At 55.3% G+C, this 22,054-nt stretch carries 21 protein-coding genes and 1 tRNA gene; 14 read left to right on the forward strand and 8 right to left on the reverse strand.

The genetic code is table 11. From position 1 onward, the window contains the following. Positions 1-236: 236 nt before the first annotated feature. Positions 237-413 (forward strand): hypothetical protein, encoded by a 177-nt coding sequence (locus ACIRQ6_RS04700; protein WP_420862982.1) that lies wholly within the window; start codon positions 237-239, stop codon positions 411-413. A 166-nt stretch (positions 414-579) separates the two neighbouring features. On the opposite strand, the gene ACIRQ6_RS04705 is transcribed toward ACIRQ6_RS04700, so the two are convergent. Beyond that, entirely contained in the window at positions 580-768 is a 189-nt protein-coding gene (locus tag ACIRQ6_RS04705; RefSeq protein WP_420862983.1) for a PLDc N-terminal domain-containing protein, read from the reverse strand. 70 nt (positions 769-838) lie between these two features. Further along, complete coding sequence (locus ACIRQ6_RS04710; RefSeq protein WP_420862984.1) at positions 839-1,642, reverse strand: formate/nitrite transporter family protein; 804 nt, start codon at positions 1,640-1,642, stop codon at positions 839-841. Between the two features lie 104 nt (positions 1,643-1,746). Here ACIRQ6_RS04710 and ACIRQ6_RS04715 point away from each other — a divergent pair, with 104 nt between their 5' ends. The 5 genes from ACIRQ6_RS04715 to ACIRQ6_RS04735 all read left to right on the forward strand — a co-directional run bounded on the left by ACIRQ6_RS04715 (position 1,747) and on the right by ACIRQ6_RS04735 (position 5,469). Continuing rightward, a complete protein-coding gene (locus ACIRQ6_RS04715) occupies positions 1,747-2,967 on the forward strand; it encodes a DUF2254 domain-containing protein (RefSeq protein ID WP_420862985.1) in 1,221 nt (406 codons plus the stop codon). 57 nt (positions 2,968-3,024) lie between these two features. Further along, positions 3,025-3,237 (forward strand): DUF2945 domain-containing protein, encoded by a 213-nt coding sequence (locus tag ACIRQ6_RS04720; protein ID WP_420862986.1) that lies wholly within the window; start codon positions 3,025-3,027, stop codon positions 3,235-3,237. Then, complete coding sequence (locus tag ACIRQ6_RS04725; RefSeq protein ID WP_420862988.1) at positions 3,234-4,199, forward strand: DNA topoisomerase IB; 966 nt, start codon at positions 3,234-3,236, stop codon at positions 4,197-4,199. The genes ACIRQ6_RS04720 and ACIRQ6_RS04725 overlap by 4 nt, the downstream gene beginning before the upstream one ends. Before the next feature lie 106 nt (positions 4,200-4,305). After that, the gene (locus ACIRQ6_RS04730; protein WP_420862989.1) at positions 4,306-4,515 is read left to right on the forward strand and encodes a hypothetical protein; all 210 of its coding nucleotides are present in this window, start codon (positions 4,306-4,308) and stop codon (positions 4,513-4,515) included. 33 nt (positions 4,516-4,548) lie between these two features. Beyond that, positions 4,549-5,469, forward strand: a complete 921-nt coding sequence (locus ACIRQ6_RS04735; protein WP_420863852.1) for a mechanosensitive ion channel family protein — start codon at positions 4,549-4,551, stop codon at positions 5,467-5,469. A 92-nt stretch (positions 5,470-5,561) separates the two neighbouring features. Here ACIRQ6_RS04735 and ACIRQ6_RS04740 read toward each other — a convergent pair. Continuing rightward, positions 5,562-5,636 (reverse strand) — tRNA-Gly (locus tag ACIRQ6_RS04740). Between the two features lie 114 nt (positions 5,637-5,750). Between ACIRQ6_RS04740 and ACIRQ6_RS04745 the strand changes: the two genes are divergently transcribed. Beyond that, a complete protein-coding gene (locus ACIRQ6_RS04745; RefSeq protein WP_420862990.1) occupies positions 5,751-6,116 on the forward strand; it encodes a hypothetical protein in 366 nt (121 codons plus the stop codon). Here the strand turns inward: ACIRQ6_RS04745 and ACIRQ6_RS04750 are convergent. The 4 genes from ACIRQ6_RS04750 to ACIRQ6_RS04765 form a co-directional block, all read right to left on the reverse strand. Beyond that, the gene (locus tag ACIRQ6_RS04750) at positions 6,108-6,494 is read right to left on the reverse strand and encodes an MAPEG family protein (RefSeq protein WP_420862991.1); all 387 of its coding nucleotides are present in this window, start codon (positions 6,492-6,494) and stop codon (positions 6,108-6,110) included. The genes ACIRQ6_RS04745 and ACIRQ6_RS04750 overlap by 9 nt on opposite strands. A 12-nt stretch (positions 6,495-6,506) precedes the next feature. After that, a complete protein-coding gene (locus ACIRQ6_RS04755) occupies positions 6,507-7,304 on the reverse strand; it encodes a metallophosphoesterase (protein ID WP_420862992.1) in 798 nt (265 codons plus the stop codon). 27 nt (positions 7,305-7,331) lie between these two features. Next, positions 7,332-10,778, reverse strand: coding sequence for a pyruvate carboxylase (locus tag ACIRQ6_RS04760; protein ID WP_420862993.1), 3,447 nt, complete (start codon positions 10,776-10,778; stop codon positions 7,332-7,334). Positions 10,779-10,875: 97 nt separating this feature from the next. Further along, positions 10,876-12,006 carry an alpha-hydroxy acid oxidase gene (locus tag ACIRQ6_RS04765; protein WP_420862994.1) on the reverse strand — a complete coding sequence of 377 codons (1,131 nt, stop codon included), beginning with the start codon at positions 12,004-12,006 and terminating at the stop codon, positions 10,876-10,878. Between the two features lie 104 nt (positions 12,007-12,110). Here ACIRQ6_RS04765 and ACIRQ6_RS04770 point away from each other — a divergent pair, with 104 nt between their 5' ends. Next, complete coding sequence (locus tag ACIRQ6_RS04770; protein ID WP_420862995.1) at positions 12,111-14,471, forward strand: ATP-dependent helicase; 2,361 nt, start codon at positions 12,111-12,113, stop codon at positions 14,469-14,471. Between the two features lie 351 nt (positions 14,472-14,822). Here the strand turns inward: ACIRQ6_RS04770 and ACIRQ6_RS04775 are convergent, their stop codons facing one another. Further along, the gene (locus ACIRQ6_RS04775) at positions 14,823-15,035 is read right to left on the reverse strand and encodes a DUF1127 domain-containing protein (protein ID WP_420862996.1); all 213 of its coding nucleotides are present in this window, start codon (positions 15,033-15,035) and stop codon (positions 14,823-14,825) included. Positions 15,036-15,259: 224 nt separating this feature from the next. Here ACIRQ6_RS04775 and ACIRQ6_RS04780 point away from each other — a divergent pair, with 224 nt between their 5' ends. The 6 genes from ACIRQ6_RS04780 (at position 15,260) to ACIRQ6_RS04805 (ending at position 22,053) form a co-directional block, all read left to right on the forward strand. Beyond that, positions 15,260-16,333, forward strand: coding sequence for an Mrp/NBP35 family ATP-binding protein (locus ACIRQ6_RS04780; protein ID WP_420862997.1), 1,074 nt, complete (start codon positions 15,260-15,262; stop codon positions 16,331-16,333). 575 nt (positions 16,334-16,908) lie between these two features. Beyond that, the gene (gene mraZ / locus ACIRQ6_RS04785) at positions 16,909-17,415 is read left to right on the forward strand and encodes a division/cell wall cluster transcriptional repressor MraZ (RefSeq protein WP_420862998.1); all 507 of its coding nucleotides are present in this window, start codon (positions 16,909-16,911) and stop codon (positions 17,413-17,415) included. Between the two features lie 4 nt (positions 17,416-17,419). Further along, complete coding sequence (gene rsmH, locus ACIRQ6_RS04790; protein WP_420862999.1) at positions 17,420-18,412, forward strand: 16S rRNA (cytosine(1402)-N(4))-methyltransferase RsmH; 993 nt, start codon at positions 17,420-17,422, stop codon at positions 18,410-18,412. A gap of 3 nt (positions 18,413-18,415) precedes the next feature. Continuing rightward, complete coding sequence (gene ftsL / locus ACIRQ6_RS04795) at positions 18,416-18,766, forward strand: cell division protein FtsL (protein ID WP_420863000.1); 351 nt, start codon at positions 18,416-18,418, stop codon at positions 18,764-18,766. Then, positions 18,763-20,547 (forward strand): peptidoglycan D,D-transpeptidase FtsI family protein, encoded by a 1,785-nt coding sequence (locus tag ACIRQ6_RS04800; protein ID WP_420863001.1) that lies wholly within the window; start codon positions 18,763-18,765, stop codon positions 20,545-20,547. The genes ftsL and ACIRQ6_RS04800 overlap by 4 nt, the downstream gene beginning before the upstream one ends. A gap of 33 nt (positions 20,548-20,580) precedes the next feature. Next, the gene (locus ACIRQ6_RS04805; protein ID WP_420863002.1) at positions 20,581-22,053 is read left to right on the forward strand and encodes a UDP-N-acetylmuramoyl-L-alanyl-D-glutamate--2,6-diaminopimelate ligase; all 1,473 of its coding nucleotides are present in this window, start codon (positions 20,581-20,583) and stop codon (positions 22,051-22,053) included. The last annotated feature ends 1 nt before the right edge of the window (position 22,054 follow it).

Genomic DNA, 22,054 nt, shown 5'->3' on the forward strand with positions numbered 1-22,054 from the left:
GGCACATTGAGGTGTGTGTAGCAGCGCATCTATTTGCGAGGGCAGGGGCATTCCATCATTTTCGGGCTTCGGTTTTGTACCCGATGGCTCAACCGCTGAGGCATAGTGCGTTGACAGCAGATCGCATCAAAACGCTCCTTGTGCGATCAACCCTGACATCACCTTTTGGTTCTGCAGATTGGAACCCTTTGGCCCGATAGGCGTTGGATTAGGACTGAAAAGAAAAGGAGACACCAATGTCAGCTTCAAACACTGATCTCGACAAGCAGGCGAAAAATCACAGTGGCCCACTTATTGGGATCGCATTCGCTGTTACATGGGCTGCGGTCTTGTTTATCGGGTTTATTGCCTGGACAGCGTATCAAGCAGATAACCCAGGCTCGCAAAGCCCTGCGGCCTATTTTTCGGAATAACTTAAAAAAGCGCGCTTTCCACAGCGCGCTTTTTTCTTTTGACGGTGTTTAATGATATTTGAGGGATGTTTCAGCGGTTGCGCTGGGCGGGCATCTCAGGCCAATACCGTCGATTTTGAATGTAGAAAGGGCGCATCGTCGAAACGGTGCGCCCTTTTGATGTGCTCTAAGCAGTCGCGGCTGCGCTGCGCGGTCCTGCAAAGAACCAGATGATAAATCCAAGCACCGGCAGTACCAGAACGAGGAGTGTCCACAGGACTTTGCCGCCTGTTGATGCGCCCGACCCAAAGATCGAGATGATCGCCCAGATGTTCAGGGCCAATACAATTATTCCGCCAAAACCAGCATATTCCATGTTCCGTCTCCTACGTTGTTATGTCTCTGGGTATCCAACGGTTCAGACTGCATTTTGGTTCCATAGTTTTTTACGGAAGTTCGCGACGCACCTGACCAAAAGCCATCAGCGCAAAGATCGCTGTGCCGCCAAGAATGTTGCCGGCCAGTACGGGAATAAAAAAGTTAAACACGGCTGTATAAAGGGGCAAATCGCCTTGGATCAACAAAAATGCCGTCTCGACGCTGCCTGCAACGATGTGTGTGAAATCACCTGCGGCGATCAACCATGTAAAGATCATTATGACAAACAGCCCAAATCCCTCGGACTGGGGCAACATCCAGACAATCGCAGCCACAAGAATACCCGCAGGGATCGCACGTTGGAATGCTTCGCTGGCCGTAAACCCCGTCGCATGTTCGGACAGTTGTGTGATGGCTGGTATCAATTCGGAGGGGATAAAAGAGCCGTATGCAAAGGCTGATGCCGCGACAAACGCACCGATGACATTCGCAAACAGCACAATGCCCCAAAGCAGGGCAACTTGTGTAAGCATGGATGCTGTGGGCTGGCGCATCAAAGGAAGGACAGTGGTTATGGTGTTTTCGGTAAACAGCTGCATGCTGCCCAGAATCACAACAATAAAGCCAAGGCTATAGCCCAGATTTTCCAGCAAATGGCGCCAAGGTGTGTCGGGCAGATACGTTCGAAAGATCGACTCGCCCAGCACTGACAATGAAATCATCATGCCAGCGGCAATGCCAGACCAGAACAAGGATGCCTTCGGTCGGTCGAGTTCTTCTTGGCCGTCGTGGCGAATGACTTCGAAAATATGTTTGGAGGACAGTTTCTCGGTGTCGTCCATCACGTGGTCCAAGGCGGGGTCGGTTGGCATGATCTTTTTCCTTATAAGGTCACTACCCCAACAAATGAGGAACGCTTTTGGTTCCCTCTGCGTTGGGTCATTTAAGCGCAAGACCGCGCCGCGGGAGTAAAGTCATGGGAAAACGGGCATTTCTGTTCAAGCTGTTGCAAGACGTGCGCGCCAGTTATTGGTTTCTGCCGTCATTGCTGGTTTTGTTAGGCGTTGTCCTGGCAAGTGCGATGATATGGATCGACCGAAGGCCTTCGGTTTTTCCCATTAGCTTGCCAACCAGTTGGTTGGACACTCAGGCCGACGGTGCGCGGGCTTTGCTTGCGGTCATTGCCCAGTCAATCATAGGTGTAACCGGGGTGATGTTCTCGATGACCCTTGTTGCGGTATCCTTTGCGTCAGGAAATTTTGGACCGCGCCTGATTGGCAATTTTATGCGTGATCGTGGCAATCAGTGGAGCCTTGGCATCCTGATTGCGACCTTTGTTTATGCCTTGGTTGTGTTGCGAACGGTGCAAGACGACTTTGACGGTGGTGCGTCGCAATTTGTGCCGCATTACTCGCTTTTGTTGGCGTTGGGGCTGACGCTGTTGTGTGTGTTTACTTTGATTTATTTTGTCCATCATGTGCCCGAGACGATTAATGTCTCACGCATTTCGGCCTCCATAGGGGCTGCGTTGGAACGACAGGTGCGCGAGCTTATCGACAACCAAGCCCCGACCGAAACAATTCAGGACCCGCCTGATCGCGCGCCCGATGTAGTCGTGACTGCTAACAAATCAGGCTACATCCAAACGGTGAATTATTCACAACTCAACACGTTGGCGGATGACAAGGATTGGTTCCTCGTTCTTGCCACGCCTATCGGTGCATTTGTGACAGAACAGTCGGTCGTTTTTAAGGTGTGGACGAATGCGCCCGACGAAATCATTGATGAAAACCCTATCGCTGAATGCTATGCGATTGGCGTCAGCAGGACCGAAAACCAGAACCCGACATTTTTAGCAGAACAACTGGTAGAAATGATTGCACGCGCCCTCTCGCCCGGGGTCAATGACCCTTACACGGCTCAGGATTGTTTAAACCGCTTGGCAGCGGCTTTGACCGTAGCCAGCACCTATAAAGATGGGCTGGAGGATAAATCGCTGCCACGGATCGCGTTTTCTGCGCTGACTTTTCCCCGGCTCTTTGAGGCAAGTTTCCCGCTGTGCCGCCAATATATCAAACCTGATGCGCTGGTGTTGCGACACACGCTTTCCCTGCTGGACAACTTGGCCGAAGTGGTGCGGCCAGAGGATCAACAGGTTATTCGCACCGAAATCGAAAAGCTGAAAACAGACAGTTAGGGAACCAAGCGCAGGCTGGCACGTTTTCTTTGCAACACAGCGCAAAGGAATGGACAGATGAGTTACCAGTCAGGCGATAGCGTCGAATGGGAATGGGGCCAAGGTACGGCCAAGGGCGAAGTGCGTAAAACCCATGCGTCCTCGGTCACGCGCACCCTTAAGGGAACTGAAGTTACGCGCCATGGATCAAAGGATGATCCAGCCCTCGAGATCGAACAAAGTGATGGCAGCGCAGTGCTCAAGCTGGCCTCGGAAGTGCGCCGCGCGTGAGTGCAGACGACCTGATCTATTTTCCGGATACCAAGCCTGGGTTTAGGAGGCGGCGCTGCGGGCGCGGTTTTACATACATCGGCCAAGACGGTGCCATTTTGCGTGACGCAAATATTCGTGCGCGGCTGAAATCACTGGCCGTACCGCCTGCCTACACGGACGTGTGGTATTGCCCTGATCCGTCGGGACATTTGCTGGCCACGGGGCGCGACGCCAAGGGGCGCAAGCAATACATTTATCACCCAGCTTGGACAGCGGCCCAATCGGACGCAAAATTTGAGGCACTTGTACCGTTTGGTAAACGTTTGCCAAGGTTGCGGCGCAGGCTCTCGCGCGATCTTGGATCGGATGCAGGGTCGCGGAACTTTGCACTGGCTGCGGCTGTGACATTAATTGATAAAACCGCCATCCGCCTTGGCAGCCCTGAATATCGGGTGGAAAACGGCAGTTATGGCGCGCTTACTTTGCGCGATCATCATGTCAAAATCGATGGTAGCCGGATCAAGTTCCGCTATGACGCCAAAGGTGGCCAGCAGGTCCAACACAGGATGAAAGACGCCAAATTAGCCAGTATTTTGCAGGACATAACCGACGTGCCGGGTCGGACTATTCTGACGTGGGTTGATCCTTCTGGGGCGTCTCAAACGCTGACGTCCAGCGGGCTGAACGCCTACATCGCCGAAGCTATTGGACTGGAGGACGTGAGCGCTAAAACCTTTCGTACGTGGATCGGCAGCTGCGCTGCGTTCGAGGTTGCCTGCAAAGGGCCTGCCTCAATCTCGGAGATGGCCACTGCCGCCGCCGAGCGCCTGCACAATACACAGACGATTGCGCGCAACAGTTATATTCATCCGGCAATCATTGATTTGGCAGATTGTGCGCCTCCGTCCTGTGACCCGGCAAGCACGGATGGATTGCGCGTGGCAGAACAAAACCTGCTGGAGTTTTTGCAAACGCTTTGACCCTGACAGGGGGACAGGCGCGAGGCCTGTTTGGGCGCAGAGCCTTGCCAATTGGGAACTTTTCCACGTCACGCGTGTTTGTCTTGCAGCAAGCAGGAGTAAGCCCATGACACACAAGGTTACGAACACCCGCTATGGCGCGCCGCGTGGTGTCTATGAGGCGTTCGTTGAGGCTATGTGCCAAGGCCAGATAAACCGCTACCCGCGCGCTGTGGACGGACCCATAGATATGTGCCCCAAGCGTGCAAGCACCTTGATGGCGGCCCGGACGCAAAACCTGTGCCACATCATTCCGGCGCAATTTTTCCACGGCTGAAACGCACCCAATTCGAATGACAGGACCAAAATGATGGATACAATTATCGCTTGGGGTGAGAACCTCATGACAACAGAGATTTACGGTGGCAAGTCCTTTGCGGACTACCTGACACTGGATGCGTTGATCGCGCTGGTCGGCAATACGCTGGCCGCGATTTTGATCATTGTAGTTGGGTTTGTGATTGCAGGCTTTGTCAGCCGCCGGATTCATAAGATCGGCGAAAGCCACCAAAGCTTGGACAACACCCTGTTCGGCTTTCTGGGCAACATTGCGCGATATGTGGTTCTGGCGTTTACTGGGTTGTTTGTCCTGAATACCTTCGGCGTCCAGACCACATCGGTCATCGCTGTGATTGGTGCGGCGGGTTTGGCTGTAGGTCTTGCTTTGCAAGGAACCCTGTCGAACCTTGCGGCCGGGATTATGATTATCCTGTTTCGTCCGCTCAAACTGGGTGATTTTGTCGAGATCAACGATACCATTGGGACCGTCAAAGACATCACCCTGAATTATACTGAGCTTGCTAACCTGACCAATGTTAAAGTGATCGTTCCCAATTCCGAGGTTTGGGGGAATACGATCAAAAACTACTCTGAATACTCCAAAAGACGGGCTGAGTGGACTTTTGGGGTGGGATATGGCGTGAACCTGGGTGATGCAGAGGCCGTGATCCGCGATGCGATTATGGCCGACGCGCGGTCGCACAGTGATCCTGAACCCTTTATTCAGGTCAACACCCTCAACAGCAGTAGCGTCGATTTTTTGGTACGTGTCTGGTGCGATAGCGCTGACTATTTTCAGTATCAAGCTGATATGAAGCGTAAGGTCAAAGAGGCGTTGGATGAGGCGAACATCGATATCCCATTTCCGACGCGCACCTTGGTCCACGAAAACGCGACGCCCAAAACCGTAGAAGGCCAAGAGACGCGCATCGCGCGCGCGGTGACAAACTAAGGCCGGGTTCCGATCTGGCCGCCCGGCCAAACGACGAAGGGCCGCCCGAGGGCGACCCTATCGTTTACCACCTGAGGTATCAGTGGTCCTATTGGAGCGGGCGAGGCGATTCGAACGCCCGACCCTAACCTTGGCAAGGTTATGCTCTACCCCTGAGCTACGCCCGCTTCCTTAGGTGCGCAGGATGTAGGAAATCCTGACAGTGCCTGCAAGTGAAAATTGCATGCTTGGGCAAAAAAAGATAATGCCGGGACGGGGTGTTGAATGAGAAGGGCAATGACATGCTCAAATGCGGAACAGCGGCGTTGGTGTGGATTTGGCTGATGATCGGAGCAGCGCTTGCTGATGGGCTGCACAATGCGCCATTTGTTTTGCAGGACGTCAAGCTTGCACAGCGCACAGGCAAAATTGTCACGGTGTCGTTGAAAATCGAAAACCTTGGGAATGCGCCAGTGGCGTTGCAGGCGGTTTCGGCCGAGGGGACTGTGCGTCAGACGCTTTACCCCGCTCCAAAAGTTGCCGCCAGTGGTGCGACAACCGTCGATGTGCAGATGCAGTTTTACCGCGATATTCCGCAAGTGTTCAGTCTGGTGCTGGACTACGGTCTTGATGGGATCAACACGACCCTCGTGCAGCTCTCAAAATAGACTATGGGCCAACAGTCCGATCGCACTGAGCAGCAGCATGGTCAGCGTCAACAACGTACCACCCACACGCAGGCGCATGCTCGGTGGGCTGGCGGAAAATCCATAGGCGTGCAGGCCCCGCCCAACAAGCAGCATCAGACCCAAACCATGCACGACAAACGCAGGGCTGCCCTGTAGTTCGACCAATGCCAGCAGTACTACTCCAAAAGGCGCATATTCGACAAAGTTTGAATGGGCGCGCATGCGCTTGAGAAGGCTGTTGTTGCCATTGTCCCCCAAAGATATGCGGTTCTTGCGGCGATAGATGATCACACGGGCCGCGAGCCAGAGCAGGATGAAAGTCAGCAGTGCGGCGTAAAGCGCTGTGATTTCAAGCATGGTTGTTCGTCCTTATGATGATGTCCCCGAGGCCCCGTCCAGAATGGTCGCTTGGTCTGGCAAAGTGAAGTCTTCTGTATGCACCACCACGCCTTTTGGCATCAAGCATAGCACGCCATAGGCCCCGGGTTCGTCGATGCTGCTGGCGGTTTCGGTGTCGTCAAAGTCTAGTGGGGCCTGATGGCAGGGGCTTTTGAGCATGGCAAAGGACAGTCCGTCGATATGACCCATGATTGTGCGATGCACATGGCCACAGATCAGCTGATCAAAGCCGTTGCCCCGTGCCAACAACGCGCGGCCATTGCGGATCTTGATCGAATCCATGCCCGGAAAGCCTACGTCATGGGGCGGATGATGGCACAAAACTGTGACGATGCGGCCTTTGGCCTCTTTAATCTGCTGATCCAGCCAGGTCAGCCGCGTGGCACACAGGTATCCACTGTGATGATCCGGTGCGTCGTCGTCTTTGGTATCAAGGCACAGCAAGGTGTGTTCGCCGAAATCCAGACGAAACTGAACAAATCCCTCAGGGCCGCCAAATACTTCGTGAAAGCCTGCGCGGCGGTCGTGGTTGCCCAACATCAAATGCACGGGCAGGGGGCAATCTGCCAGAATGTCTTTCAGGCGACGATACTCTGTGCGGCTGCCATAATGGGTCAGATCGCCAGTGATTATGATCGCCTTAGCATCGGCATGATGGTGCAGAGCATGGGCCAGCCCTTGGGCAAAACGCGCCGCAGGATCAAGTCCGATGATCGTTTGACCCGGCTTGGTGATGTGGATGTCGGTGAAAACCAGAATTTTGTCCATCGACATCCCCTGTGGCATGCAATCAGCCTAGCCGTCTAGTTCGACCAACAGATCCTTGGCATCGATCTGGCCACCTGCTGTGACATGGACCGCTTTGATCACGGCGTCCCGTTCGGCATGGATCCCGGTTTCCATCTTCATTGCCTCGATGGTCAGCAACAGATCGCCTTCCTTGACCTCTTGGCCCGCCGTCACTGCAACCGAGGCCACAACACCGGGCATAGGCGCGCCAAGGTGATTGGCATTGCCGTCCTCGGCCTTGGGGCGCTGGGCGGTTTGGGATTTGACCAAGCGGTTGGGCACCCGGATCACGCGCGGCTGGCCGTTCAACTCAAAAAAGACCTTTACGTCGCCTTCTTCATTGGTCTCGCCCATAGCCTGCATGCGGATCTCAAGGGTTTTGCCCGGATCAATCTCGGCAGTGATTTCCTGACCGGATTCCATGCCATAAAAGAAGGTCGATGTGGGCAGGGTGCGCACGGGACCGTAGATGTCGTGGCGACTTTTGTAATCGGTAAAGACTTTGGGATACATCAGATAGCCGTTCAGATCTTCATCGTCTATTTCAGCCCCATCAAATTGGTCGGACAGTTCAGCGCGGATCGCCTCAAGGTCTACAGATTCCAGCAGTTCGCCTGGACGCTTGGTCGATGGTTTTTCGCCTTTGAGGATCTTTTTCTGGATCGCTTTGGGCCATCCGCCGGGAGGCTGCCCTAGATTGCCGCGCATCATGTCGATCACGCTGTCGGGGAAGGATACCTCGGTGTCTTTCCCTTCCACATCTTCGCGGGTCAGGTTTTGCGCCACCATCATCAGCGCCATGTCGCCCACAACTTTGGACGATGGCGTCACTTTGACAATATCGCCGAACATGTGGTTCACATCCGCATAGGTCTGGGCCACTTCGTGCCAACGGTCTTCTAAACCCATCGAGCGTGCCTGGGCTTTTAGGTTGGTGAACTGGCCGCCGGGCATCTCGTGCAGGTAGACTTCCGAGGCAGGGGCCTGAAGACCGGTTTCAAACGCCAGATATTGTGCGCGGACCTGTTCGAAATAGTTGCTGATCTCGCGAATAGCGCCCACATCCAGTCCCGTGTCGCGGTCTGTGTGGCGCAGGGTTTCCACGATCGAGCCCAGTGTGGGTTGCGAGGTGTTGCCTGAAAAGCTGTCCATCGCGGCATCAACCACATCCACACCAGCCGCTGAGGCGGCCAGAACCGTGGCAATGGCAGCACCGGATGTGTCATGGGTGTGGAAGTGGATCGGCAGGCCGACCTCGTCTTTCAACGCCTTTACAAGGATTGTTGCAGAGGATGGTTTCATCAGACCCGCCATGTCCTTGAGGCCCAACACATGGGCGCCAGCAGCCTTTAGATCCTTGCCCATCTGGACGTAGTATTTGAGGTTATATTTGTCGCGCTCGGGGTTCAGCAAATCGCCCGTGTAGCAAATAGTCCCTTCGCAGACTTTGTTCGCTTCAACCACCGCGTCCATGGCGACGCGCATGTTTTCCACCCAGTTGAGGCTGTCGAAGACGCGAAACACATCGACGCCCGTTTCGGCGGCTTGTTTCACAAAGGCCTGCACCACATTGTCAGGGTAGTTCGTGTATCCCACGCCGTTGGAGGCGCGCAGCAGCATTTGCGTCATGATGTTTGGCATATGCTCGCGAATGTCGCGCAAGCGTTGCCACGGACATTCTTGCAAGAACCGGTAAGCCACATCAAATGTTGCCCCACCCCAGCACTCAACCGAAAACAGTTGTGGCATCTTGGCGGCATAACTTGGGGCTGCTTTGATCATATCCAGCGAGCGCATGCGCGTGGCCAGCAATGACTGGTGCCCGTCGCGCATCGTGGTGTCTGTGATCAACAACTGTTGTTGCTGGGACATCCAATCGGCCACGGCTTGCGGACCGAATTCGTCCAAAATGTTGCGGGTGCCCTGCTGCGGTTTTTCGACATGCACTACCGGTGGACGCGGTTGTTTGAGGTCTGCCGCAGGCCGTGGACGATCCGTCGTCTCGGGATGCCCGTTGACCGAGATATCCGCAATATAGGTCAGGATCTTGGTCGCCCGGTCCCGGCGCTTTTCAAAATTGAACAGATCTGGCGTCTTATCGATGAACGTCGTGGTGTATTCATTATTCAAAAACGTGGGATGCTTGAGCAGGTTTTCCACAAAGGCAATGTTGGTGCTGACACCACGGATTCGAAATTCGCGCAGAGCGCGGTCCATGCGGGCAATTGCAGCCTCAGGTGTTGGCGCCCAAGCGGTGACTTTTTCAAGCAAGCTGTCGTAATATCGCGTGATCACAGCGCCAGAATAGGCGGTGCCGCCATCCAAACGGATGCCCATACCAGTGGCGCCACGATAGGCAGTGATACGGCCATAATCAGGGATAAAGTTGTTCTGCGGATCCTCAGTGGTCACGCGGCACTGCATGGCATGGCCGCGCAATTGCACGTCATACTGGCTGGCAACACCAGTGGCTTTGACCAATGATTTACCCTCGGCAATCAGGATCTGAGCGCGCACAATGTCGATGCCGGTGACTTCTTCGGTCACCGTGTGTTCAACCTGGACGCGGGGGTTTACTTCGATGAAGTAAAATTCACCGCTGTCCATATCCATAAGGAATTCAACAGTCCCAGCACATTCGTAGTTCACGTGCTGGCAGATTTTCTTGCCCAGATTACAAATCTGTTCACGTTGGGTGCTGGACAGATAGGGGGCAGGGGCGCGTTCCACAACTTTTTGGTTGCGGCGTTGCACGGAACAATCGCGCTCGTACAGGTGGTAAATCTCGCCTTCTTTGTCGCCAAGGATCTGAACCTCCACGTGGCGGGCACGCTGGATCATTTTCTCAAGATAGCCTTCGCCATTGCCAAAGGCGGCTTCGGCTTCGCGACGCCCTTCGAGGACCTTTTCCTCCAGTTCGTCTTCGGAAAAAATAGGACGCATGCCGCGCCCACCGCCGCCCCACGAGGCCTTAAGCATAAACGGATAGCCTACTTCTGCGGCTTGCTTTTTGATCACCGCCATATCGTCGCCTAGGACTTCTGTGGCGGGGATGACCGGCACGTCAGCCTCCATGGCGACGCGGCGCGCGCTGGCCTTGTCGCCCAGTTTGCGCATAGTTTCGGCCTTGGGGCCGATAAAGGTGATGCCGGCATCGGTACACGCATCCACGAACTCAGGATTTTCCGACAGCAGTCCATAACCGGGATGAATCGCATCAGCGCCAGACATTTTGGCGACGCGAATGATTTCCTCGATACTTAGATAGGCTGCAACAGGGCCCAAGCCTTCGCCAATGCGGTAGGCCTCATCGGCCTTAAAACGGTGTAGGCCGAGTTTGTCTTCTTCGGCATAGACAGCGACGGTTTTCTTGCCCATCTCATTCGCCGCGCGCATAACGCGAATGGCAATTTCACCCCGGTTTGCGATCAGGATTTTCTGAAATTCGGCCATGCCTTAGTCCCCCATTTTGCAGTTGCGGCATTTTTAGAGCGTAAAATCAGGATGTAAACCGGTAGTAGTGGGTATTTGTTACCGCTAACAGTACCTGTTAGCGCAATCGTTGTTTCACATCGGAAAGGTTTTTGGCCCCGATTTGTTGCATGTTGCTGATCATGTCTTGGCGCAGAATGTCCAAAAGATGTGCAGCCCCCGGTTCGCCCAACGCGCCCAGAGCATAGTGAAAGCCGCTGCCCATCATGACAAAATCCGCACCTTTGGCCAGTGCGCGCAGGATATCCAAACCGCCCTCAACCCCGCTGTCAAAAATCACAGGGACATTTGCCTGATCCGCGACAGGCTCCAACACTTCTATGGTCGCGGGACCGCCGTCAAACTGGCGTCCTGCGTGGTTGCTGACCCAGATCGCATCGACGCCACAGCTTTCCAACCGCGCCACATCGTCAGGGTTTTGCACGCCCTTGACCACCAGCGGCCCGTCCCAAGCTTTGCGCATGGCCTCCAGATAGTCCCAATCGGGCGAAGTGCGCAACAGATAGCCGATATGATTGTTCGAGGGCAGGCTGCCTTTGTGGTTGGAATAGCTTTCCATCAATTTTAGCCGGGGCATGCCGGTTTTCTGGATCCCCATAAGCCATTCGGGGCATGTGGCCACCTGAAGGGCCAAGCGTGGGGTGATCTTTGGCGGTTGCTGCAAACCACCGCGCGTTTGTCGTTCACGCCGCGAGGGGGCCGGGACGTCCAGTGTCATAATCAACGTGTGAAATCCGCTGTCTTTGGCCCGTCTGAGAATATCGTCACGAATAACCGGATCACGGGGCGGATAGATTTGAAACCACCCCTGATCCCCTGCATGGGGCCCCACGTCTTCTGGCAATTGGCTGGCCACTGTGGACAGGCCGTAGGGCAGCTTTTCGCGGGCCATGGTGCGGGCCAGCATCTGTTCCGCGCCGGGCCAGATCAGCCCCGACATACCCACGGGGGCCACGCCAACGGGCATCTGGTACGTCCGCCCCAGCAGTTCGGTGCTTAAATCCGGCTCGATCTCACCATGCAAAATGGACGGGGTGAACAGGATCTCGTCCAGCATCGCACGATTGCGCGCCTTGGTAGCCTCGTGGCCTGTGGCGCTGTCGAGATATTCCCAAACAAAGTGTGGGATCCGACGTTTCGCGCGGGCACGCAGATCGCTGAGGGCGGGATAGCTGTTGTGTAAACTCATACCCCCTTATGTGATTTCAATGGGTTGGCCTGTCCAGACAAATATAGAGAACGAAATAAGAACAACACTTTTCCTTTGGCTTGGATCACGCTAATATCTGACCCATGAGCAGTTATTCCGAAGACGACGCCTTTGAAGCGGCCTCGATCCCCTTATCACAGCGCGCAATGGCCGCGCGGCCGATGCCCTATCTGGACGGGCTGAACCCCGCGCAACGCGAAGCGGTGGAAAAGCTGGATGGCCCGGTTTTGATGCTGGCGGGCGCAGGTACGGGCAAGACCAAGGCGCTGACCACGCGCATAGCGCATTTGTTGGTCTCAGGCACGGCCCAACCCAATGAAATACTGGCAGTGACATTCACCAACAAAGCCGCACGCGAAATGAAGAACCGCGTGAGCAAACTGATGCAAATGCCGTTGGAGGGCATGCCGTGGCTGGGCACGTTCCACGCCATCGGGGTCAAGCTGCTGCGCAGGCATGCGGAGATGGTGGGGCTGAAATCAAACTTCACCATTCTGGACACAGACGACCAAATCCGTTTGCTCAAACAATTGCTGGCCGCGGCGAATATCGATGACAAACGCTGGCCTGCGCGGATGTTGTCCGGGATCATCGACAATTGGAAAAACCGTGCCCTGACGCCGGAAAATGTGCCCGTGGCTGACAGCAGCGCTTTTGATGGCAAAGCGGTGGATCTTTATGCGCAATATCAACGCCGCATGCTTGAGCTGAACGCCTGCGACTTTGGCGATCTTCTGCTGCATATTGTGACGATCTTTCAGAAAAATCCTGATGTGTTGGCGCAATATCAACGCTGGTTCAAATACATCCTTGTGGACGAATACCAAGATACCAACGTGGCCCAATATATGTGGCTGCGGTTGTTGGCCGGTGGGCACAAAAATATTTGCTGCGTGGGCGACGATGATCAATCGATCTACGGGTGGCGTGGTGCCGAAGTGGGCAATATCCTGCGATTTGAAAAGGATTTTCCGGGGGCCCATGTGGTCCGGCTGGAACAGAATTATCGCAGCACCGAACATATCCTTGGGGCGGCCTCTGGCGTGATTGCCGCCAACGCGGGGCGTTTGGGCAAGACTTTGTTTACCGAGGCGAAAGGCGGCGAAAAGGTCCGTTTGATCGGCCATTGGGATGGCGAGGAAGAAGCGCGTTGGATCGGGGAAGAGGCTGAATCGATGCAGATGGGCACCCGTGGCCTTGATCCGATGTCTCTGGACGATATGGCGATCCTTGTGCGGGCTTCGCACCAAATGCGCAGCTTTGAGGATCGTTTCCTGACCATCGGCCTGCCGTACCGCGTCATCGGAGGTCCGCGTTTTTATGAACGCATGGAAATCCGCGATGCCATGGCCTATTTTCGGCTGGCCGTGTCGCCTACAGATGATCTGGCTTTCGAGCGGATCGTGAACACGCCCAAACGTGGTCTTGGCGATAAGGCGCAGCAGAAAATCCAGACAATGGCGCGCTCAAACGGTGTGTCTTTGCTGGAAGGCGCGCGACTGGTGGTCGAGACCAAAGGCATCGGCGGCAAAGGTGGCGCTGAGCTGGCCAAATTGGTCGACGGTCTGACGCGTTGGGCTGCTATGATCCGCGATCCCCAAACCAGCCATATCGAAGCGGCTGAGATCATTTTGGACGACAGCGGCTACACCACCCATTGGCAAAACGACAAAACGCCCGAGGCGCCGGGGCGGCTGGAAAACCTCAAGGAACTGGTCAAAGCGTTGGAACAGTTCGAAAACCTGCAAGGGTTTTTGGAACACGTCAGCCTGATTATGGACAATGAATCCGAGGCCGAAGAACCTAAAATCAGCATCATGACGCTGCATGCGGCCAAGGGTTTGGAATTTCCCGCAGTGTTCTTGCCCGGTTGGGAGGACGGCCTGTTTCCGTCCCAACGCAGTATGGATGAAAGCGGGCTGAAGGGCCTCGAGGAAGAACGCCGGCTGGCCTATGTGGGTATCACCCGGGCCGAGGCTATTTGCACCATCAGTTTTGCAGCCAACCGGCGGGTTTACGGCCAGTGGCAATCAGCGATGCCGTCACGGTTTATCGACGAGTTGCCCGAGGATCACGTGGATGTGCTGACCCCGCCGGGCCTTTATGGCGGCGGATATGGGGCGGCGGGCATGACCGGTTCGACCCTGCATGAAGAGGCCGCATCGGCCAATGTCTACAACTCGCCGGGCTGGAAGCGGTTACAATCACGCAGTGGTCAACGCGGGATGTCGCAGCCCGCTGAAGCCAAGAATATGACCATCGATATGACGGCGACCTCTAGTTTTACTGCAGGGGACCGGATCTTTCACGGCAAATTTGGCTACGGCACTGTCATGGGCATCGAGGGTGACAAGCTGGATATCGAGTTTGACAAGGCGGGCAGTAAGAAAGTGGTCGCAAAATTCGTAGTGGCGGCGGATATGGCCGATGACGTGCCGTTCTAGCGGCACAACGGTTTTTCCTGGAAATTTTGGAATGAGGCAGGGTGCGAAGGCAGTCCGCGCAGAGGTGCTGCCCTTCATGAATGCTGACTTCAAGACACAAAAAAACGGCAACGTCGGGAGGAGGATGACGTTGCCGTTTCTTTGAATGCTAGGCTCTAAGGGAGGAGAAGAGCCCGCAAAAGTCTTTGGCAAGGACCTCCTAAAAGGGAGGAGATGGAGGCCTTGCCAATGTTCCAGGCCTTAAGGGAGGAGAAAGGCCTGAATGTCGTATGGGCTACTGCCCGTCTTCTGGCTGCATCTCTAAAGGGAGGAGATGAGAAACAGCCAAACTGTGGTGCCCGAAGGCGAAACTTAGTCCCCGTAGACTGACTGATACGCCAAGCCACGGATTGCGCTGCGATGGATGGCCAGATCTGCCAGTTCGCGGTTGCTCAGCTGCGACAGTTCATTGAGTGTCTTGCGGTAGAGCGCATATTTCTCGAGCCGGTCTGCAACAGTGTGCAATTTGCCTGACAGCCAGGATGCCGTAGGAGCATTCGTTTGTGCTGTAATGATATAAGCCATTTTCGGTATCTCCTATGTTATGCGAGCGACAGTATGTTGCCCGCTGTTGAGTTGAATATGGGGCACATGCTGCACTTGCACAATGTTAAGTTTGGAATTGCTGCTATGCAGCATTTGCATGGCTGACCTGGGGTTCGTTTTCAAAGCTGTGCTGCGACAAGAACGACGGCTTGCACAACGCCGCGTGAGATATCACATAAGGGCAAGTTATTAAGGAACGCTCTATGCCCGTAACCCGCGATGCCGTGATGGCGGAACTCAACCGCCTGTCTTTGCCAAATGGTGAAACCCTTGTGTCCAAAGATATGATCCGAGCCGTGACTATTGACGGGGATCGCGTGTCCTTTGTGATCGAGGCCCCTACACCGGAAGACGCCCGTGCGATGGAACCTCTGCGCGCTGCGGCCCAGCAATTGGTCGAAGCAATCAACGGTGTGACTGCGGCCTCTGTATTGCTGACGGCTCATGGGCCTGCGCCCAAAGCCCCTGAACCGCCCAGTCTCAAGGTCGGTCGTCATCCAACGCCGCAAGAGGGGCCCGCGCAGATTGCCGGTGTCGATCGTATTTTGGCGGTTGGATCGGGTAAAGGCGGTGTGGGCAAGTCCACGGTTTCGTCGAACCTTGCCGTGGCTTTGGCAAAACAAGGACGTAAGGTCGGCCTCCTTGATGCTGACATCTATGGGCCCAGTCAGCCGCGCATGATGGGGGTCAACAAACGCCCTGCCAGCCCGGATGGCAAGACGATCATTCCCTTACAGGCCCATGGTGTGACGATGATGTCTATTGGTCTTATGTTAGATCCTGCAAAAGCAGTCGTCTGGCGTGGGCCTATGTTGATGGGCGCCTTGCAGCAAATGCTGGGGCAGGTGGAATGGGGCAAACTGGACGTATTGATCGTCGATTTGCCGCCCGGAACCGGGGATGTGCAATTGACGCTGTGCCAAAAGTCGGACCTGACCGGGGCCATAGTCGTCTCAACTCCGCAGGACGTGGCCCTGCTGGATGCGCGCAAAGCCTTGGATATGTTTGATACACTGAACACTCCGGTTTTGGGTCTGATCGAAAACATGTCTCACTACATATGCCCCGAATGCGGGAATGAGGCCCATATCTTTGGCAATGGCGGTGTGGCCGCTGAGGCCGAAAAGATCGACGTGCCGTTCTTAGGCGCATTGCCTTTGCATCTGGATGTACGGGTGGCGGGCGATGGCGGTACACCGGTGGCTGCAGGTGACGGGCCATTGGCCGAGGCCTATGCAGGTTTGGCCAAACGTTTGGTCGATGGTGGGATGGCCTAGGTCTCAACTGGGATTTTCTGGTACTTGCGCCTGATTGACGCGAATCAAGTCTGGATTCGGCTGTTCTGCGGTCTCTAGAAGTGTCCATATAAGTCAAAAGCACCCCATTTTTCCAAAACTAGGAAAAAATATGGGATTTTGTGGAACTTTTTCAACATTCTAATGTATTACTACATATAGTGCTTTTGGCTCCTTCGATCACAACCAGTAACCTTAAATTGAGAATTTCACTCTCAGATAGCTGAGTTAAGTGGGTCAAGCTCCCTTGTTGATCCATGAATTCCCAAAAAATATCTTGATTACCATGAAATCCCATGGCATCCCTATTACACGGAAGAGGACGGGCTAATAAGGGGCACTAGAACCCCATCGGCACCAAAAGGTTTCATACAGGCACCCGCTCTTTTTTGAACGAAGAGATCCGACGCGCGAGCGAGCAGACATCCCCCCAGGTGGCGCGCGTAGTTGGACATCCCGCGAGGGACTCGAAAGGCGGATTGGACAGTGGCAGCAGTCCAATCCGCCGTTTTCGTTTTTAAGGCAAATTTTTCTGGGGGATAACAAGCGAGGCCATTTTGGTCGCAAGACGGTTCAGAGGCGAAAGCAACCACAAGGTGGATGCAAAGGGGCGGATGTCTATTCCCGCCTCGTTTCGGCGTGTTCTGGAGGCAGGCGATCCAGACTGGACCGAAGGTTTGAACCCGCAACTGGTGATCGTATATGGTGATCACCGCAAAAAGCACCTTGATTGCTATACCGTTGCGGCCTTTACCGAGATCGAAGATGACATTCTGGCGCTTCCCCGCGGGTCTGAGGCGCGTCGGATTCTGTCCCATACGGTTTTGGGCCAGTCGTTGACAACGGATGTGGACAAAGATGGGCGCATTGTGCTGCCAATCCGTCAGCGTCAGAAAATTGCACTCGACAAAGAAGCCTTCTTTATCTCGGCGGGGGATCACTTCCAAATTTGGAAGCCCGAGACTTACGAGACCGAGATGTTGACCGATACAGAAGCCTGGCTGGACGAGCAGCCCGAGAATTTCGATCCGCTGATGTTGCTGGATCAAGCCAAAGGGGATTAAACCGATGGCAGCTGCCGCTTCGCCAATCGAAAATGCCCCTCATATCCCTGTTTTATTGCGCCCGTTGTTGGCCGCCGTTGCCCCCGTGTCCGGCCGTTGGTTGGACGGGACCTTTGGGGCAGGGGGCTATACCCGTGGCCTGATCGATGCAGGTGCGGACAAGGTTTACGGTGTGGATCGCGATCCGTTCGCCTTTGAAATGGCGGCTGATTGGTTGCCGAACTATTCTGGTAAAATCGAACCGGTGGCCGGCGTTTTTTCCAAAATGGATACCTATGCACAGGATCTTGACGGTGTGGTTTTGGACCTTGGCGTCAGTTCCATGCAATTGGATCTGGCCGAACGTGGCTTTTCGTTCATGCGCGATGGCCCTTTGGATATGCGCATGTCCCAAGATGGGCGCAGTGCTGCTGATCTGGTCAATTCCGAAGAAGAATCGACTTTGGCAAATATCTTGTTTTTGTTTGGCGAAGAACGCGCTAGTCGCCGTATCGCCAAGGCCATAGTCAAAGAACGTGACAGGGAGCCTATCGCCACAACCCTGCGCCTTGCCAAGATCATTGAAGGCTGTTTGCCACGCTCAAAGCCGGGGCAAAGCCATCCGGCGACCCGCAGTTTTCAGGCAATTCGCATTGCAGTGAACGAAGAATATACTGAGCTATATGAGGGGCTTATGGCCGCCGAGCGCGCGCTAAAGCCGGGCGGTGCTTTGGCCGTTGTGACGTTTCATTCAACCGAGGACCGTATGGTCAAACGCTATCTGCAAGCACGTGGTGGCGGCATGGGGCGTGGCAGTCGGTATGCGCCCGAAATTGAACAAGCGCCTGCACAGTTCACATTGAAATCGCGCAAAGCGATTGGACCTGATGCACAGGAATTGCAGGAGAACCCGCGCTCGCGCTCGGCAAAGTTGCGGGTCGCGTGGCGGACCGATGCGCCAGCAGGTCAGATTGCAGCCAAAGACATCGGAATGCCGATTTTACGAGGGGGGGCGTAGGGTATGCGCACAATTTTGTTTTTGTTTTCGGCCATGGGTGTCGTGGGCTTGGCTTATTGGGCCTATATGGAAAACTTCAAAACCCAGACCGCGCTGAGCGAAGTAGAGCAATTGCAACGCGAGATCAGCACAGCGCGCGGGCGCTTGGGCGTTTTGCGCGCGGAATGGGCCTATTTAAACCGCCCCGACAGGCTGCGCGACCTTGCGGACATAAACTTTGACGGGCTGGGTCTGTTGCCGCTGACGCCGGATCAGTTTGGCTATGTGGATCAAGTGGCATTCCCCGAGCCCGAATTGCCGCCGATCACTGATCCGATTGAAACAATGGCCGATACAACAGGAGAGGCACAATGATCCGCACCCCTTTGCGTCCACTGGCGCGTATCCTTAAGGCCCGTGAACAAGGCGAAAACCCGCAAGCGATTGAACGTGAAAACATCCGTCTGCGCCATGAGGCGGCGCGCGATGCGGATCGGTCTCGTGCCGAGGGGCGTTTGTTGGTATTGGGTGTATTTTTCTTGCTGGCGTTTATGGCTGTGGGCACGCGGATGGGCATTTTGGCTGCCTCCGAGCCGTCTGAGCCCCGCGCGAATACGCTGGGTGCGGATATTTTGAACGCGCGGGCAGATATCGTCGATCGGCAGGGCCGGATCCTTGCCACGAATTTTGAAACCAGCAGCCTGTATGTGCATCCCCATGAACTGATCGATGCAGAACGGGTAGCGGATCGGTTGATCCAGATTTTCCCGGATCTGGATCGTGCGCGCTTGATGAAAGACTTTACGGGCAAGCGTAAGTTCAAATGGATAAAGAAGAAAATCAGCCCCGAACAAAAACAAGCCGTGCATGATATCGGCGATCCGGGGCTGCATTTTGGACCACGCGACATGCGGCTTTATCCCAATGGCGCCATTATGGCTCATGTATTGGGCGGGGCCAGTTTTGGCCGAGAGGGCGTGAATTCCGCCGAAGTGATCGGTGTCGCAGGGGTTGAGAAATACTATGACGACTGGTTGCGCGATCCGGCGAATGGCGGGCGTCCGTTGCAGCTGTCGTTGGATCTTTCGGTGCAAGCGGCCACCGAAGAAGTGCTGTATGGCGGCATGAAATTGCTGAATGCGAAGGGCGCATCTGCGGTGATGATGGATGTGCACACGGGCGAGTTGCTGTCATTGGTCAGCTTGCCTGATTTTGATCCAAACACCCGTCCCCGTCCGCTGACGGAAGGGGATCAGGGCGACAGTCCTTTGTTTAACCGTGCGTTGCAGGGCGTTTATGAGTTGGGCAGCACGTTCAAGATTTTTACAACGGCTCAGGCGCAAGATCTGGGGCTGGTCAATCCAAACACGATGATCAACACCAAAGGGCCGCTCAAATGGGGCCGGTTCAAGATCCGTGATTTTTCCGATTATGGGCCTGAGTTGAATGTCACTGATGTGATTGCCAAGTCCTCGAACGTGGGCACGGCGCGGATTGCCACGATGATCGGCCCAAAGCGGCAAAAAGACTTTATGCGGTCGCTAGGCTTTCTGGATCCAACTGTGTTGGAGATGGTTGAAGCCAACGGTGCCAAGCCGCTTTGGCCCAGCAATTGGTCCGATATTTCGGTGATGACGATTTCCTACGGCCACGGCATTTCAACCAGCCCTGTGCATTTGGCCGCTGGCTATGCGTCGCTGCTGAATGGCGGCACCAAGGTCGATCCAACGCTCATTCGCCGGCACACTCCGCAACAGGGCCCGCGTATCATTTCCGAAGAGGCTTCAAAAGCGGCGCGCAAAATGCTGCGCAAAGTTGTGACTGATGGCACCGCCAGCTTTGGCGAGGTTCCGGGGTATTTCGTGGGCGGAAAAACTGGTACAGCCGACAAACCAAAGCCAAATGGCGGATATTATGACGAGAAGGTTATTGCGACCTTTGCCTCGGTTTTCCCAGCCCATGACCCCAAATATGTTCTGATCGTCACGTTGGATGAACCGGTTGAAACATCCGGTCCAAAGGCCCGCCGCACTGCCGGTTGGACAGCCGTTCCAGTGGCCGCCGAGGTCATTCGCCGCACAGCGCCTTTGTTGGGGATGCGTCCGGGCGTTGAACAGGTGCCCCTGAAGGGTGTAACACTTACGGCAAATCAATAAGCGCAGGCATGGCCCGCGCAATCGGGGGCCGTCATGGGCAATACAGCAAAGACCCTTCATGATCTGGGGTTAAAGGCGCGCAGCGCAGTGAATCCGGTCATCAGCGGCCTGACTGTTGACAGTCGCGAGGTCAAAGAGGGCACGCTTTTTGCGGCGCTTCCCGGGACCAAGGTGCATGGGGCCGAGTTCATTCAATATGCTGTGCGCATGGGGGCCGCGGCGGTTTTGACCGATCTCCAAGGCGCCGAGATTGCCAAAGATGTTATCGGTGAGGTGGCTTTGGTGGTCACGCAAGATCCGCGTCAGGCCTTGGCCTACGCCGCCGCGCTTTGGTTCGAAAAACAGCCCGCCACGATTGTCGCAATCACAGGGACCAACGGAAAAACCTCTGTGGCGACCTTCGCGCGCATGATCTGGACCGAGATGGACTTGGCGGCGGTTAATCTGGGCACCACAGGCATCGAGGGGGCCTATACTGCGCCCTTGATGCACACCACGCCCGAACCGATCACTTTGCACAGCAGTCTGGCCGCGGCAGCCGAGGCCGGTGTGACACACGCAGCCATGGAGGCCAGCAGTCACGGGTTGGAACAACGGCGTCTTGACGGGGTACGTTTGCTGGCCGCTGGTTTCACCAATTTTACCCAAGACCATCTAGACTATCATGACAGTTTTGAGGCCTACTTTGCCGCCAAAGAGGGCCTGTTTTCGCGTGTGTTGGCCCAAGATGGCACTGCCGTTTTCAATGTAGAGGACCCCGAAGTTGCACGCGCCGCGGATCTGGCCAAGGTGCGTGGGCAGCGCTGTCTGACCATAGGCAAGCGTGACAGGGCTGATCTGCAAATCCGAGGGCAGCGGTTTGATGCGACGGGGCAGGACCTGATCTTTGATTTCAAAGGCGTACGCCATTCGACGCGCTTAAATCTCATTGGTGGATTTCAGGCCGAAAATGTGCTGATGGCGGCGGCCTTGGTCATTGCCTGTGGGGCCAAGCCGGAGGCGGTGTTTGAAACTTTGCCGCATCTGTCGACGGTACGGGGGCGCATGGAACTGGCCGCCACCCGCGACAATGGCGCGACGGTGTTTGTAGATTACGCCCATACGCCCGATGCAGTTTCGACGGCGCTCAAGGCCATGCGCCCGCATGTTTTGGGCCGGTTGATCGCGATTGTTGGTGCAGGCGGAGATCGCGACATGGGCAAACGCGAATTGATGGGTCAGGCGGCGGCGAAAGCCGCAGATATCGTCTTTGTGACTGATGACAATCCGCGCAGCGAGGATCCTGCGGTGATCCGTAAAATGGTGTTGCGTGGTGCGCCGGAGGCCACCGAAGTTGCGGACCGCGCCGAGGCGATTTTGCGCGGGGTGGATGCCTTGACCCCGGGTGATGCGCTGCTGATTGCGGGCAAGGGCCATGAGACGGGCCAAACCGTGGGTGACACGGTCTTTCCTTTTGATGATGTTGAGCAAGCCAGCGTCGCTGTGGCGGCCTTGGACGGAGGATAAT

It is taken from the genome of Algirhabdus cladophorae (assembly GCF_044772865.1).
In the GTDB taxonomy this organism is placed as follows: domain Bacteria; phylum Pseudomonadota; class Alphaproteobacteria; order Rhodobacterales; family Rhodobacteraceae; genus Algirhabdus; species Algirhabdus cladophorae.

Coding starts and splice junctions, on each gene's coding strand:
- ACIRQ6_RS04735 (WP_420863852.1), top strand. CDS start 4,549: ATGGATACAATTATCGCTTGGGGTGAGAACCTCATGACAACAGAGATT.
- ACIRQ6_RS04715 (WP_420862985.1), top strand. CDS start 1,747: ATGGGAAAACGGGCATTTCTGTTCAAGCTGTTGCAAGACGTGCGCGCC.
- ACIRQ6_RS04780 (WP_420862997.1), top strand. CDS start 15,260: ATGCCCGTAACCCGCGATGCCGTGATGGCGGAACTCAACCGCCTGTCT.
- ACIRQ6_RS04775 (WP_420862996.1), bottom strand. CDS start 15,035: ATGGCTTATATCATTACAGCACAAACGAATGCTCCTACGGCATCCTGG.
- ACIRQ6_RS04800 (WP_420863001.1), top strand. CDS start 18,763: ATGATCCGCACCCCTTTGCGTCCACTGGCGCGTATCCTTAAGGCCCGT.
- ACIRQ6_RS04730 (WP_420862989.1), top strand. CDS start 4,306: ATGACACACAAGGTTACGAACACCCGCTATGGCGCGCCGCGTGGTGTC.
- ACIRQ6_RS04765 (WP_420862994.1), bottom strand. CDS start 12,006: ATGAGTTTACACAACAGCTATCCCGCCCTCAGCGATCTGCGTGCCCGC.
- ACIRQ6_RS04745 (WP_420862990.1), top strand. CDS start 5,751: ATGCTCAAATGCGGAACAGCGGCGTTGGTGTGGATTTGGCTGATGATC.
- ACIRQ6_RS04760 (WP_420862993.1), bottom strand. CDS start 10,778: ATGGCCGAATTTCAGAAAATCCTGATCGCAAACCGGGGTGAAATTGCC.
- ACIRQ6_RS04710 (WP_420862984.1), bottom strand. CDS start 1,642: ATGCCAACCGACCCCGCCTTGGACCACGTGATGGACGACACCGAGAAA.
- ACIRQ6_RS04700 (WP_420862982.1), top strand. CDS start 237: ATGTCAGCTTCAAACACTGATCTCGACAAGCAGGCGAAAAATCACAGT.
- rsmH (WP_420862999.1), top strand. CDS start 17,420: ATGGCAGCTGCCGCTTCGCCAATCGAAAATGCCCCTCATATCCCTGTT.
- ACIRQ6_RS04770 (WP_420862995.1), top strand. CDS start 12,111: ATGAGCAGTTATTCCGAAGACGACGCCTTTGAAGCGGCCTCGATCCCC.
- ftsL (WP_420863000.1), top strand. CDS start 18,416: ATGCGCACAATTTTGTTTTTGTTTTCGGCCATGGGTGTCGTGGGCTTG.
- ACIRQ6_RS04750 (WP_420862991.1), bottom strand. CDS start 6,494: ATGCTTGAAATCACAGCGCTTTACGCCGCACTGCTGACTTTCATCCTG.
- ACIRQ6_RS04805 (WP_420863002.1), top strand. CDS start 20,581: ATGGGCAATACAGCAAAGACCCTTCATGATCTGGGGTTAAAGGCGCGC.
- ACIRQ6_RS04705 (WP_420862983.1), bottom strand. CDS start 768: ATGGAATATGCTGGTTTTGGCGGAATAATTGTATTGGCCCTGAACATC.
- ACIRQ6_RS04720 (WP_420862986.1), top strand. CDS start 3,025: ATGAGTTACCAGTCAGGCGATAGCGTCGAATGGGAATGGGGCCAAGGT.
- ACIRQ6_RS04755 (WP_420862992.1), bottom strand. CDS start 7,304: ATGGACAAAATTCTGGTTTTCACCGACATCCACATCACCAAGCCGGGT.